This is a genomic window from Rhizobium sp. Rhizsp42 (genome assembly GCF_047304155.1).
Lineage (GTDB): Bacteria > Pseudomonadota > Alphaproteobacteria > Rhizobiales > Rhizobiaceae > Rhizobium.
Genome location: NZ_JBGLYS010000012.1, coordinates 33,452 through 46,094, shown reverse-complemented (window position 1 = coordinate 46,094; position 12,643 = coordinate 33,452). Strand labels below are relative to the sequence as shown.

The window sequence follows — 12,643 nt, the reverse complement described above, 5'->3', positions numbered from 1 at the left end:
TTGCCAGCTTCTCACCACGCAAGGCCTAAGTGTCCCGCCACGCACCGAAAGATTAGTGCTTCGTTAACAGTGAATCACTAGGATGCTCATTAACTTCTGAGCATTCCGTGGCGCGATGCAGCGTCCTCCAGGCACGCGAAACCGCCGGAGAATGCGAACAGCCCGATGAACGCGGCTCCCCTGTAACCTGCTTCAGCGCATTTTACGAAAGAGGAAGCATGCCATGTTGTCTCCGGTTCGTGCAGCGTCAAGCTCAAGCTTCCCCTCGCAAGGCTCCACCTCGGCGCTGAGCGCCAGTGACATCGTGCGCAGCGTCACCGCGGTTGCGCCGGTCAACCAGGTCGAGAGCCCGGACCTGACATCCGGCGCCACCGCCAAGCTCAACATCCTGCTGCTTGCCGTTCGCGCCCGCATGGTCGAGGCGCTGCTCAATGTGCTGACCGCCACCGGAGAGGCGCTCTCCCAGCCGCGCGACGATAACGAACCGGACCTCGTCTTCGCGGCGCGGCTTGCTGACGCGATCCAGAAACTGCCGGCCGCCAAGATCGAAGTGATCGAGCGCCAGCTGGCGGCCCAGGGCCACGCGATCCCGCTGCGGCTGCTTGCCGAAGCGCTGCAGAACCCGGCCGGCCCCGCCGCGACGCGCATCGCCGCCTATCTCGAAACCATCGGCACGCGAGATCGCGATCTCGCGACGCGCGCCGTTCTCAAATCCTATAGCCAGAACGACGGTTCGCCGGCGCGCCCGGAACAGCGGCCGGAGATCAGCCTGCATCGCGATACGGTCACATCAGCACCCCGCGCCGCGACTGTGGCGTCCGAGAGCGCTGGGGCCAGGAACGCGGCGACACCACCGGCAAGCGGGGCAATCGGCCACGATAGCGGCGCGACCGCGCAGGCCGCTGTGCCCGAAGAGGCGCCCGTCGCGGTTGTCGCCGAGCGGGCAGAGCCGAAGGCTGCTGTGACCGCCGCAAGCGCCACGCTTTCGACCGACGAAGCGGCGGAAGCGCCTGTAGCTACGGAAGCATCCGCTCCGCCGGCCGAAGCGGAAGCAACCGAGGTCGCGGCTGAGCCGACAAGCACGCGCGACACCAAGGCCGATCCGATCATCCCGAAGAACTGGGTCGGCATTCCGGCTTCCCTGTCGAAGGACGAGACGGACATGATCGTGGTCATCATCCGCGATCAGGCGATCGAGACGTTGCTCGAGGCGGCGGACGTCGAGCCGGCTGTCGATATCGACGTCCTGCTCGACGACACGCTGATCGCCGACATCCCCGACAATCTGAAACGCCCCGCCGAGCAGATGCTGATGGCGAACGGGCTCGCGAAGCCGATGACAGCGCAGGGAGCCCCCTCGCCGCTGGAGGCCGTGGCAGCACAGGTGGCCGCGCGGCAGCCGGCACAGGCGGATACCGACACGCCATCGGCAACGCGGCAGATGATCGACGCCACCTACGCGCCGGTTCTGATGAAGGTCATCGAGGGCGTGCCCTATGCGCCGCAGCCCTACGACTTCGCCAAGGACGAGACCGACGATGCCGGTTCTCGCGAGATGAACCGCGAGGACCACAACGGCAATATCGACCAGGGCGACGAGAACGAAGACGCAGAACAGGATGGCGCGGACGAGGCAGAGACGCTTGAGGAGCAGGTGCTTGCTACTGATGACAGCGGCGACGCTGCATTCATGGCCGCGCAGCAATCCGCAATCGCCGCACCCATGCTCGACGAGATGGGCGAGCCTATCCTGATGCTGCCGGGTCCCGGCCTGCCGATGGCGCCGGCGAGCGATGAAGCCTATGCGCGCTACCGGCGGATGGTCGGCTGGGAATAGACCAGCTTTCGACCTGCTCCCAAGAGACCGAAAACAAAGAACCCGCCGGATCGCTCCGGCGGGTTCTCTTATTCTTCAAGCCTTGAAGGCTGGCGATTATTCGCCGCGGTTCTTCAGAGCCGCGCCGAGGATGTCGCCGAGCGAAGCGCCAGAGTCGGACGAACCGAACTGAGCAACGGCTTCCTTCTCTTCAGCGATTTCCAGAGCCTTGATCGAAAGCATGACCTTGCGGTCCTTCTTCGAGAAGTTGGTGACGCGAGCGTCAACCGTCTGGCCAACCGAGAAGCGCTCCGGACGCTGGTCGTCGCGATCGCGAGCGAGGTCAGCGCGGCGGATGAACGAGGTGATGTCTTCGTGGTCTACGAGCTTCACTTCGATGCCACCGTCGTTGACGGCGATGACTTCAGCCGAAACAACAGCGTTCTTGCGCAGGTCGCCGGAAGCGGCAGCTTCGCCGACCGAGTCCTTGCCGAGCTGCTTGATGCCGAGCGAGATGCGCTCCTTTTCGACGTCTACATCGAGAACGACAGCCTTAACGACATCGCCCTTGTTGTATTCTTCGATGACCTGTTCGCCCGGACGGTTCCAGTCGAGGTCAGAGAGGTGCACCATGCCGTCAACATCGCCGTCGAGGCCGATGAACAGGCCGAATTCGGTCTTGTTCTTGACTTCGCCTTCGACTTCAGTGCCGGCCGGATGGTTGCGAGCGAATGCCGCCCACGGGTTTTCCAGGGTCTGCTTGAGGCCGAGCGAAATACGACGCTTGGACGGATCGACTTCGAGAACGACGACTTCGACTTCCTGGCTCGTGGACAGGATCTTGCCGGGGTGTACGTTCTTCTTGGTCCAGGACATTTCCGAGATGTGGATCAGGCCTTCGATGCCCGGCTCCAGCTCGACGAACGCACCGTAGTCGGTGATGTTCGTGACGGTACCGGAGATCTTCTTGCCTTCCGGATACTTGGCCTGGATACCATCCCACGGATCCGACTCGAGCTGCTTCATGCCGAGCGAGATGCGGTGGGTTTCCTGGTTGATGCGGATGATCTGAACCTTGACCTGCTGGCCAATGGACAGGATTTCCGACGGATGGTTCACACGGCGCCATGCCATGTCGGTGACGTGCAGCAGGCCGTCGATGCCGCCGAGGTCAACGAACGCACCGTAATCGGTGATGTTCTTGACGACGCCGTCAACAACCTGGCCTTCTTCGAGGTTCTGAACGATTTCAGAACGCTGCTCGGCACGGGATTCTTCCAGAACCGTACGACGCGATACGACGATGTTGCCGCGACGCTTGTCCATCTTGAGGATTTCGAAGGGCTGCGGGTTGTGCATCAGCGGGGTGACGTCGCGGATCGGACGGATGTCGACCTGCGAACGCGGCAGGAAGGCGATGGCACCGTCGAGGTCAACCGTGAAGCCGCCCTTGACCTGGTTGAAGATAACGCCTTCAACGCGCTCACCAGCTTCGAACTTGGCTTCGAGCTTGACCCAGCTCTCTTCGCGGCGAGCCTTTTCGCGCGACAGAACAGCTTCGCCGAGAGCGTTTTCGATGCGCTCAACGTAAACTTCGACTTCGTCGCCGACCTTGAGCGTGCCGTCCTTGGCCTTGGCGCCGAATTCCTTGAGCAGAATGCGACCTTCGACCTTGAGGCCAACGTCGACAACGGCGGAGTCCTTCTCGATTGCCGTTACGATACCCTTGGTTACATAGCCTTCAGCCAGATCGTTCTTGGCAAAGGATTCTTCCAGAAGGGCCGCGAAATCTTCGCGAGAGGGAGTAGCTACTGACATGAAATCTCCTGCGTGTCCGAATCTTTGGACACGTATGCGCCGGTTGGTTCGTGTTGAATGAGCCTGATCCCCGTCCGCCCTCTCATCGAAGGCAATCCGGCGCTTGGACGGAATTTCAGGCTGTCGTTCAAGGCGGTCAGGGCAAAGCCTGGCGGAACGCCTCAAATCCTAGTTTCTGTTCAAGGCGGCATCGATGACCGATTTCGCAGCTTGAAACGCGGCTTCTATACTCATTTCCGACGTATCAAGCAAGTGCGCGTCTTCGGCTGGTTTCAAAGGGCTGTCGGCCCGTCCCATGTCGCGTTCGTCGCGTCGCTTGACGTCTTCGAAAATCGCCTCGAAATCCGCGGCGATCCCCTTGGCCTTGATCTCGTCGAAACGGCGCCTTGCGCGCACTTCAGCCGATGCCGTCACATAAAGCTTCACCGGTGCTTGCGGGCAGACCACCGTTCCGATGTCGCGCCCATCAAGCACCGTGCCCGGCGTGCGCTCCGAAAACTTGCGCTGCGCCTCGACCAGCGCTCTGCGCACCGACGGCATCACCGCGATCTTCGAGGCAGCTTCACCGATCTCATGCTTCGACAGGATATCGCGATCGAGGCCGGCGAGTTCAACCTCGCGGGCCATTTTTTCCGCCGTTAGCTCGTCATCCAGCGGCAAGCCGGCATCGAGCAGCGCCTTGGCGGTGGCACGATAGGTCAGGCCGGTGTCGAGATGGTGGAAGCCATAGGTCTCGGCGATGCGGCGCGACAGCGTGCCCTTGCCGGCTGCGGCCGGTCCATCGATGGCGATGACAAAATGGTCTGAACTGGTCGGCATGCTCGTCTTTCTATCCAGCCCGATATTCTCAGGGCATTGCTGTCGGCCGATATCGATCGGCCGGTGTCTCAACTCTATTTGCCGGCTTCTTTGCCTGCTTCTGGCAAACCGCCATAGCGGCGCACGAGATCCGTCATCTCGTCCTGACCTGCCGTTTCACCCAGCCCCGCCGCGACCCCTTCGCGATCTGCGACCGGCCGGTTCTGGCTGACCTTCCACTTGCCCTCGATGGCGGTGATCTCGATCTCAACGCCGACGATCCCCTTCATCTGCGCCTTCACATAAGCGTCCGGCGCATCGCTGACGGCCCATGGCTTTTCACGCGGCGTCTCGTGTTGCGTGGTCAGCGCGGTGATCTGCGCCAAGAGCCAATCGGCGTCGTCGATGACGCGGGCGGTGCCGCGCACCTGCACCACCGCATAGTTCCAGGTCGGCACCACCTTGCCGGTCTCGCGCTTGGTCTCGTACCAGGAGGGCGTGACATAGCTGTCGGCGCCCTGGAAGACGGCGAGCAGCTCGGCGCCATCTTGGAGATCGCGCCATTGCGGATTGGCCTTGGCCAGATGCAGCCGAAGCGTTCCCTTTTCGGATGCCGTCGCATCGAGATGAAAGGGCACGGAATTGGCCATCAGGCCGGAGGCGCCTGTGGTGATCAAAAGGCCGAGCGGATGCGCCCTGATCAGCGCGTGCTGAACGCCGAGATCGTCTTCCCTGAAATGCGGTGGCTGATACATGTCGCCCATCCGTCTTGCCGCCGGAACCTGCCGGCGTCACGTTGCCCATCGAGTATTCGCGGCTCACTAGCACAAAGCAAAGGCCCGGTCATCCGGCGCGGCGCATGGCGCTTGCGGTCGCGGCACGTGAAGTTAGGCTTTGACATGGCGGCCTGCAACGATTATGGGGACCGGCTTATAAATTCCGAACAGAACGCCGGTTTCAACGGCATTTGCCGAACTCAGGTTCGGCCATTCTCACGATCACGAGGCTCAACAGTGGCGAAAGCTGAACTTGGAACCAAGCGTACCGATCCGGAAACCGGCAAGAAATTCTACGACCTGAACCGGAACCCGATCGTTTCTCCTTACACGGGCAAGACCTACCCGCTCTCCTTCTTCGTCGAAAGCTCGGCTGCAGCCGCTGCTGAAGCCGCGCAGGAAGAGGAAGAAGTGGCCGAAGTCGATACCGAAAGCACGGAAGTCGAACTGGTCTCGCTCGAGGACGCAGACGGCGATGCATCCGGCGACGACATCCCTGACATGGGCGACGACGACGTCGAAATCGAAGGCGATGATGACGACGACACCTTCCTGGAAGCCGACGAAGACGACGACGATGACGACATGAGCGACATCATCGGCGTGACCGGCGACGAAGAAGACGTCTGATTTCGAACAAGGATCGGCCCGGGCGAGAAAAATTCACCGGGCCGATTTTTTAGGCTTGCCATCTGCGAAAACCGCACGTATTAAGCCGCCACTTCCCGAGGACAAGCGCTTCGCGAAGCATCCCAGGCCCGGCACAAACCGGTCCACCCTGATGGGGCTATAGCTCAGCTGGGAGAGCGCTTGCATGGCATGCAAGAGGTCAGCGGTTCGATCCCGCTTAGCTCCACCAAATTTTTCTCTTAGATTTAAGCGATGGAATTGCGAGTGTCGCCTATGGGCTGACCAAGCGGCTATATTCAAAATAGCAAAATATTCCTTTGTATCTTATTGCTTTGCTAACCTCCGTAGGCCATATCTCGTTCTAACAAGACCCGCCACGCCTCGGACGAAACTCTGTTTCGAACTGCGCACCCCGGCGGGTTTCTCTTTTCTGGCTTGCAGAATCCACCTATGAATTAGGAATGAGATTCACAAAGCCCTCGGTTGCAATTGTCGATCAGCTAGCGCTGCTGCAAGCCAGGGGCTTGGTCGTCCCCGATGCTGACCATGCGCTGCATTGCTTGCAGCACATAAGCTACTACCGGCTACGCGCTTACTGGCTTCCTTTCGAACAGATCACCGCAGAGACGGGTGAACACAAGTTCACACTAGGAACCTCGTTCGACGACGTGCTTGCCCTTTACGTGTTCGATCGACGCCTTCGCCTGCACGTCATGGACGCTGTCGAGCGCGTCGAAGTTTCCTTGCGCGGCAGTTGGGCACACCATCTGGCAATGAAATACGGCCCACACGGATATCTTGATCAGGCACTATACGCTCACGCAGACCATTATGATCGCGCCTGCCGGACCCTCACAAACGAAATCGACCGGTCCAAGGACACGTTCATCGTGCACTATCTGGAAAAATACGACGAGCCTCGGCATCCGCCGATATGGATGATCGCGGAGGTCATTTCCCTCGGGCAACTTTCCAAATGGTACAGCAACTTGAAGCTCCGCTCCGATCGGCAGGCGATAGCCAAGCCGTACCAGATTGACGAAAAGGTGCTCATCTCGCTCACGCACCATCTCACCTACATACGCAACATATGCGCTCATCACGGGCGGCTTTGGAACAAGCAGTTCACCGTGACGATGATGATGCCAAACTCTCCACCGCCGTTGCAGCTGGCAATCAATCCGGCATCGGAGCGCCGTATTTACAATACGCTCGCAGCACTTGGATATTTGATGGGGATCATAGCCCCGGCAACAACATGGCGACAGCAGCTGGTGGAGCTCATCGATTCCTGCCCGCTTGCCGAGGAGACGGTCATGGGATTTCCGCCAGATTGGCGCAGCCAGCCGGCATGGGCGACACCACCCGCCGCACCTTAACTGCCGAGCTGTTTCGAACTCAAAGTGACGCAATCGACCTTCCGGGCCCCACCCATGACACGACAAAGACGCAGGCGGATCATTCACACCAGGCGCACCGCGACCGGATTGGTGCTCGCGGGCTCGATCTCGTTCTTGGCGGGGATGACGGATGCGACCGGGCTGGTTTTGAGCGGTGATTTCGTGTCGTTCATGACCGGGAATACGACGCGCGCAGCACTTTCGCTTGGGGCAGGAAACTTCGGGCATGCGGCCGTGTTGATCGCGGCGATCACCGTCTTCGTGCTCAGCAACGCGGCCGGGATCGTGCTTGCGCATTTCGCCGAGCGGCGGGTTTTCGTGGTGCTTGGCTGCGTCGGGCTGATGCTGGCGGGCGCGTCGCTGATGAGCGAGCCCGGCCTTGCGCTCCTCCGCTTCTATTTGATCGTCGCCTCCATGGGGATGGTGAACGCCGCGGTCGAGCATATCGAGGGGCTGCCGATCGGGCTTACCTATGTGACCGGGGCGCTGTCGCGTTTCGGGCGCGGCATCGGCCGCTTTCTGATCGGCGACCGGCGGCTCGACTGGACGATCCAGATCGTTCCATGGCTCGGGATGCTGCTTGGCGCTATAGCGGGCGCGCTGCTGACGCAGGTTGCAGGTGCGTCGGCGCTGTGGGTGGTCGCCGCCTTCGCGATGCTGATCGCGCTGGCCGCACTTCTCATCCCGAAGCCGCTGCAGCGGCGGTTCAACCAGTCGGCGTCCGCGCGCGCGTCGACCCAGCGCGCGAAGTGATCGTCGCACCATCGTCAGCGCGAATCAGCTAGACGTCGTTCCAGAACCGATGCAGGAACGGAGACCCCCGCGTGTTTATCTTCTCGAAACTCGTCTGGATTTTCGGCCAGCCGCTGTCGCTGGCTTTCCTGCTTATTCTCGTGGCGCTGATTGCGGGGCTGGTCCGCTTTCGCATCATCAGCTTGCTCGCGACCGCCTGCGCCGCGCTGGTGCTTTTCCTCACGCTCTATACGACTGTGGGCAACTATCTTCTGCAAGGGCTGGAGGATCGCTTCGCCAAGCCGCAGGATCCGGCTGAGCTCACTTGCATGATCGTGCTCGGCGGCGGCTTCGAGAACGAGGTCAATACATCGCGCCACGGGATCGAGATGAATGCCGGCGGCGACCGGTTCATCGAGACGTTGAGGCTGGCGCAGAAATATCCGCAATCGCGCATTCTCGTCTCGGGCGGCGATGGGTCGATGTCTGGTGTCTACGAGGGCGATGCGGTCATGGCGGAGCGGTTCTTCCCGCTGTTCGGCGTGGCGAAGGAGCGGCTGGTCCAGGAGACGACCTCGCGGACCACCTTCGAGAACGCCGTCAACACCAAGGACCTGCTGGCGAGCCAAGGTCTTTCCAACTGCCTGCTGATCACCTCGGGCTATCACATGCCGCGCTCGGTCGGGATCTTCCGCAAGCTCAGCATCGACGTGACGCCGTGGCCGACGGACTACCGGACAGATGGTCACGAGCACCTGGCGCTCGACTTCACGCAGCCGAACCGCAACGCGCAGAACATGACAACAGCGATCCGCGAATGGTTCGGCCTTGTCGGATATTACTTCGCCGGGCGCACCTCGGAGCTTTATCCGCGCTGAGCCCGGCCGTTCTCGGCTACTTCTTGGAGATCGTCACGAACTTGGTGCCGCGCACGCGAGTGGTGATGACGCAGGGATCCGTCTTCGGATCGCCGTCGGGGCGGTCGCAGAAGCGCGGATGCATCTTCATGGCCAGCACCTTGTTGCCGAAGCGCTGCACGAAATCGTAGCCATAGGTCTTGGCGGTGGCGATCATGAAATAGCCGCCCTCGGCGACCTGCAGATAGAAATTGTAGATGCAGCCGTCTTCGTCGCACTGCGGGCCCTTGGTGCCGTCGCAGGTCATTTCGCCCTCGTTGACGACAACATCGACCAGCCCGTCATTGTTGATGTCCTGATGGGTGACGAAACCGTCGGAGAACTCGACCTCGGTGCATTGCTGCTTGAAATGATCCTTCTCGTAGACTTCAGGATCGGGAAGCAGCGACTGCTGGGCGTAAGCCGCGGAGGATACGGCCAGGGCAGCAACGAGGTTCAGGGCGATCAGCAGCGTTTTCACAGGTTCTCTTTTCGTCGGATAAGGACGCCATTGGTTCGTGAGTTTGGCTGATCCGCCTTGCGCCGCCCTTGCGGCCATGATTATTCGAGGGAAAGATCGCCATTGGAGCACGCGATGTCGCCATTCGTCTATCTCGACTATGCCGGCGTTGCCCTGTTTGCGGCAACCGGTGCGCTTGCCGCCTCGCGCAAGCAGCTCGATCTGATCGGTTTCCTGTTCTTCGCGGTCATCACGGGCATCGGCGGCGGCACGGTGCGTGACATCGTCCTGGGTCGCGTGCCGGTCTTCTGGGTTCTGAACCCCACCTATATCCTGGTCTGCTGTGCCGCCGGCGTTTTGGTGTTCTTCACCGCGCATATGGTAGAATCGCGCTACCGGCTGCTGATCTGGCTCGATGCCGTCGGGCTTTCGGCCTATTGCGCCATGGGTGCGGCCAAGGGGCTGGCGGCCACCGGCTCGCCGACCATCGCGATCGTCACCGGCACGCTGACGGCGACCTTCGGCGGCGTGTTGCGCGATCTTGTCGCCAACGAGCCCTCGGTGTTGCTGAGGCCGGAGATCTACATCAGCGCCGCACTCGTCGGCGCGGCGATCTTCACCGGCGCCAATGAGTTCGGACTACCGCTCTATGTGGCATCGGCCGCGGGCGTGCTTGCAGCATTCGCGGTGCGCGGCGGCGCGCTTTACTACGGATGGACGTTTCCGACCTACAAGGCAAAGCCCGGGCGGCATCCTGACGATGTGATGTGAAAATCGATCTGGATCAGGTGCTGATCAGGAGCGCTTGGGGCGCAGGCGGATCACCACGTCGACATGGGCGATCTCCATGCCCTCGGGCGGTTCCGGCAGATTGTCGATGGTGAGGTTGCTGACGGGAATATCGAGCACGTCGTTATCACCCTCCACGAAGAAGTGGTGGTGATCGGAGACATTGGTGTCGAAATAGGTCTTGGCGCTTTCGACCGCGAGCACGCGGATCATGCCGGCCTCGGTGAACTGATGCAGCGTGTTGTAGACGGTTGCGAGCGATACCGGCACGCCGGCGACAACAGCCTCTTCGTGCAGTTCCTCGACGGTCAAATGCCGATCGCCCTTTGCAAAGAGCAGGTCGCCGAGCGCGACGCGCTGGCGCGTCGGCCTGAGGCCAGCGCCCCGCAACCTTGCTTCAATGGTAAGAGGGGCTTCAGCCGCCATCAATAAACTCCAGCTAATCTAGCGTCCCGCAATCAGGTTTCCCTTAGCCATATAACTTTTGCACGAATGGCTTTCAATAGTTTCAATGGGGACAACAGGTGTCAAAGCGCCGCGAAATCGGGCTTTTTGCGTAATTAGTGCTGGCCGGGGGCTTGGCCTTCCTGTATGCGACCACCAAATAAGGCGCGCAGCCGGTCCTTGGACGTGGGTGAAGCTCAGTCATGCTTATGCTTCATTTTCCGTCGAACTTGGATTAAACGTTCACATCCATCAGCTTAGTTGCGGGGGGAATTAGAGTTTTCATGGCGACGAAACAATCCAGCTTCAACTATGAGGAAATTCTGGCATGCGGCCGCGGCGAGCTTTTCGGCCCCGGCAACGCGCAGCTTCCTCTGCCGCCAATGCTCATGGTTCACCGCATCACCGACATCTCCGAAACCGGCGGCGCCTTCGACAAGGGCTATATCCGCGCCGAGTACGATGTGAAGCCTGACGATTGGTATTTCCCCTGCCACTTCCAGGGCAACCCGATCATGCCGGGCTGCCTCGGCCTCGACGGCATGTGGCAGCTGACCGGCTTCTTCCTCGGCTGGCTCGGCGAGCCTGGCCGCGGCATGGCGCTGTCTACGGGTGAAGTGAAGTTCAAGGGCATGATCCGCCCGACCACGAAGCTGCTCGAATACGGCATCGACTTCAAGCGCGTCATGCGCGGCCGCCTGGTGCTCGGCACTGCCGACGGCTGGCTGAAGGCCGATGGCGAAACCATCTACCAGGCCTCCGACCTGCGCGTCGGCCTGTCCAAGGACAAAGACGCCTGATTGCACCGGGCATCCATGCCCGGTTTTCCAAGTTAGAAAAAACGAAAAGGTCGAAACACATGAGACGGGTAGTTGTCACGGGTCTGGGCGTCGTTTCCTCGATCGGCAATGACGCCGCCGAGGTCACCGCTTCGCTGCGCGATGCCAAGTCCGGCATTTCCTTTTCCAACGATTTCGCCGAGCACGGCTTCAAGTGCCAGGTCTGGGGTCGCCCTTCGCTCGATCCGACGGATCTGGTCGATCGCCGCGCCATGCGCTTCCTGTCGCAGGGCGGTGCGTGGAACCATGTCGCGATGAAGCAGGCGCTCGCCGATTCCGGTCTTGAGGAAAAGGACTACAGCGAAAACGAGCGCACCGGCATCATCATGGGCTCGGGTGGCCCTTCGACCCGCACGCTGATCGAAGCCGCCGAGATCACCATCAAGAACAACAGCCCGAAGCGCATCGGCCCGTTCGCCGTGCCGAAGGCAATGTCTTCGACGGCATCGGCCACGCTCGCGACCTGGTTCAAGATCCACGGCGTCAACTATTCGATCTCGTCGGCCTGCTCGACGTCGGCGCATTGCATCGGCAACGCCGCAGAAATGATCCAGTGGGGCAAGCAGGACATCATGTTCGCCGGCGGCCACGAGGATCTCGACTGGACGATGTCGAACCTGTTCGACGCCATGGGCGCCATGTCTTCCAAGTACAACGACACGCCCGAGACGGCATCGCGCGCCTATGACGCGACCCGCGACGGCTTCGTGATTGCCGGCGGCGCTGGCGTTCTGGTTCTCGAAGAGCTGGAACACGCCAAGGCCCGCGGCGCCAAGATCTACGCCGAAATCGTCGGCTACGGCGCCACCTCCGATGGCTACGACATGGTCGCTCCGTCGGGCGAAGGCGCGATCCGCTGCATGCGCCAGGCGCTCTCGACGGTGAAGGGCGATGTCGACTACGTCAACACGCACGGCACCTCGACGCCTGTTGGCGACAGCAAGGAAATCGGCGCGATCCGCGAAGTGTTCGGCAACAAGATCCCGCACATCCAGTCGACCAAGTCGCTGACCGGCCATTCGCTCGGCGCTGCCGGCGTGCAGGAATCGATCTATTCGCTGTTGATGATGCAGGCCGGTTTCATCGGCGAAAGCGCTCATATCACCGAGCTGGACCCTGAGTTCGACGGTGTGCCGATCGTGCGCAAGCGCATCGACGACGCCAAGATCGACATCGCGCTTTCCAACTCCTTCGGCTTTGGCGGCACCAACGCCACGCTCGTCTTCCAGCGCTACAACGGATAAT

13 protein-coding genes and 1 tRNA gene are annotated in these 12,643 nt (G+C 61.0%); 9 read left to right on the top strand and 5 right to left on the bottom strand.

The features are described from left to right. Window positions 1-223: 223 nt before the first annotated feature. Entirely contained in the window at window positions 224-1,837 is a 1,614-nt protein-coding gene (locus ACCD05_RS13705) for a hypothetical protein (protein ID WP_413393313.1), read from the top strand. A 96-nt stretch (window positions 1,838-1,933) separates the two neighbouring features. On the opposite strand, the gene rpsA is transcribed toward ACCD05_RS13705, so the two are convergent. From rpsA to ACCD05_RS13690, 3 genes are all read right to left on the bottom strand, one after another. Continuing rightward, window positions 1,934-3,634 carry a 30S ribosomal protein S1 gene (gene rpsA / locus ACCD05_RS13700; protein WP_018899132.1) on the bottom strand — a complete coding sequence of 567 codons (1,701 nt, stop codon included), beginning with the start codon at window positions 3,632-3,634 and terminating at the stop codon, window positions 1,934-1,936. Window positions 3,635-3,802: 168 nt separating this feature from the next. Beyond that, the gene (cmk, locus tag ACCD05_RS13695) at window positions 3,803-4,453 is read right to left on the bottom strand and encodes a (d)CMP kinase (protein WP_413393311.1); all 651 of its coding nucleotides are present in this window, start codon (window positions 4,451-4,453) and stop codon (window positions 3,803-3,805) included. Window positions 4,454-4,527: 74 nt separating this feature from the next. Continuing rightward, on the bottom strand, window positions 4,528-5,187 hold the full coding sequence (locus tag ACCD05_RS13690; RefSeq protein ID WP_413393309.1) for an FMN-binding negative transcriptional regulator: 660 nt from the start codon (window positions 5,185-5,187) through the stop codon (window positions 4,528-4,530). 258 nt (window positions 5,188-5,445) lie between these two features. On the opposite strand from ACCD05_RS13690, the gene ACCD05_RS13685 reads away from it, so the two are divergent. The 5 genes from ACCD05_RS13685 (at window position 5,446) to ACCD05_RS13665 (ending at window position 8,848) form a co-directional block, all read left to right on the top strand. After that, window positions 5,446-5,838 carry a TIGR02300 family protein gene (locus ACCD05_RS13685; protein WP_018899129.1) on the top strand — a complete coding sequence of 131 codons (393 nt, stop codon included), beginning with the start codon at window positions 5,446-5,448 and terminating at the stop codon, window positions 5,836-5,838. A 153-nt stretch (window positions 5,839-5,991) separates the two neighbouring features. Further along, a tRNA-Ala gene (locus tag ACCD05_RS13680) sits at window positions 5,992-6,067 on the top strand. Window positions 6,068-6,299: 232 nt separating this feature from the next. Beyond that, the gene (locus ACCD05_RS13675) at window positions 6,300-7,217 is read left to right on the top strand and encodes an Abi family protein (protein ID WP_413393307.1); all 918 of its coding nucleotides are present in this window, start codon (window positions 6,300-6,302) and stop codon (window positions 7,215-7,217) included. A gap of 54 nt (window positions 7,218-7,271) precedes the next feature. Beyond that, window positions 7,272-7,991, top strand: coding sequence for a YoaK family protein (locus ACCD05_RS13670; protein WP_413393305.1), 720 nt, complete (start codon window positions 7,272-7,274; stop codon window positions 7,989-7,991). A 71-nt stretch (window positions 7,992-8,062) separates the two neighbouring features. Continuing rightward, window positions 8,063-8,848 carry a YdcF family protein gene (locus tag ACCD05_RS13665; protein WP_413393303.1) on the top strand — a complete coding sequence of 262 codons (786 nt, stop codon included), beginning with the start codon at window positions 8,063-8,065 and terminating at the stop codon, window positions 8,846-8,848. A gap of 16 nt (window positions 8,849-8,864) precedes the next feature. Here the strand turns inward: ACCD05_RS13665 and ACCD05_RS13660 are convergent, their stop codons facing one another. Next, window positions 8,865-9,347 carry a hypothetical protein gene (locus tag ACCD05_RS13660; RefSeq protein WP_413393301.1) on the bottom strand — a complete coding sequence of 161 codons (483 nt, stop codon included), beginning with the start codon at window positions 9,345-9,347 and terminating at the stop codon, window positions 8,865-8,867. A 114-nt stretch (window positions 9,348-9,461) separates the two neighbouring features. Here ACCD05_RS13660 and ACCD05_RS13655 point away from each other — a divergent pair, with 114 nt between their 5' ends. Further along, window positions 9,462-10,097 carry a trimeric intracellular cation channel family protein gene (locus ACCD05_RS13655; protein ID WP_111563053.1) on the top strand — a complete coding sequence of 212 codons (636 nt, stop codon included), beginning with the start codon at window positions 9,462-9,464 and terminating at the stop codon, window positions 10,095-10,097. 24 nt (window positions 10,098-10,121) lie between these two features. On the opposite strand, the gene irrA is transcribed toward ACCD05_RS13655, so the two are convergent. Next, a complete protein-coding gene (gene irrA, locus ACCD05_RS13650; RefSeq protein WP_026283115.1) occupies window positions 10,122-10,541 on the bottom strand; it encodes an iron response transcriptional regulator IrrA in 420 nt (139 codons plus the stop codon). A 302-nt stretch (window positions 10,542-10,843) separates the two neighbouring features. Between irrA and fabA the strand changes: the two genes are divergently transcribed. Further along, window positions 10,844-11,359, top strand: coding sequence for a 3-hydroxyacyl-[acyl-carrier-protein] dehydratase FabA (fabA, locus tag ACCD05_RS13645; RefSeq protein WP_018899123.1), 516 nt, complete (start codon window positions 10,844-10,846; stop codon window positions 11,357-11,359). A gap of 59 nt (window positions 11,360-11,418) precedes the next feature. Then, complete coding sequence (gene fabB, locus ACCD05_RS13640; RefSeq protein WP_018899122.1) at window positions 11,419-12,642, top strand: beta-ketoacyl-ACP synthase I; 1,224 nt, start codon at window positions 11,419-11,421, stop codon at window positions 12,640-12,642. Window position 12,643 lies beyond the last annotated feature (1 nt).

Coding starts and splice junctions, on each gene's coding strand:
- ACCD05_RS13705 (WP_413393313.1), top strand. CDS start 224: ATGTTGTCTCCGGTTCGTGCAGCGTCAAGCTCAAGCTTCCCCTCGCAA.
- rpsA (WP_018899132.1), bottom strand. CDS start 3,634: ATGTCAGTAGCTACTCCCTCTCGCGAAGATTTCGCGGCCCTTCTGGAA.
- cmk (WP_413393311.1), bottom strand. CDS start 4,453: ATGCCGACCAGTTCAGACCATTTTGTCATCGCCATCGATGGACCGGCC.
- ACCD05_RS13690 (WP_413393309.1), bottom strand. CDS start 5,187: ATGTATCAGCCACCGCATTTCAGGGAAGACGATCTCGGCGTTCAGCAC.
- ACCD05_RS13675 (WP_413393307.1), top strand. CDS start 6,300: ATGAGATTCACAAAGCCCTCGGTTGCAATTGTCGATCAGCTAGCGCTG.
- ACCD05_RS13670 (WP_413393305.1), top strand. CDS start 7,272: ATGACACGACAAAGACGCAGGCGGATCATTCACACCAGGCGCACCGCG.
- ACCD05_RS13655 (WP_111563053.1), top strand. CDS start 9,462: ATGTCGCCATTCGTCTATCTCGACTATGCCGGCGTTGCCCTGTTTGCG.
- irrA (WP_026283115.1), bottom strand. CDS start 10,541: ATGGCGGCTGAAGCCCCTCTTACCATTGAAGCAAGGTTGCGGGGCGCT.
- fabA (WP_018899123.1), top strand. CDS start 10,844: ATGGCGACGAAACAATCCAGCTTCAACTATGAGGAAATTCTGGCATGC.
- fabB (WP_018899122.1), top strand. CDS start 11,419: ATGAGACGGGTAGTTGTCACGGGTCTGGGCGTCGTTTCCTCGATCGGC.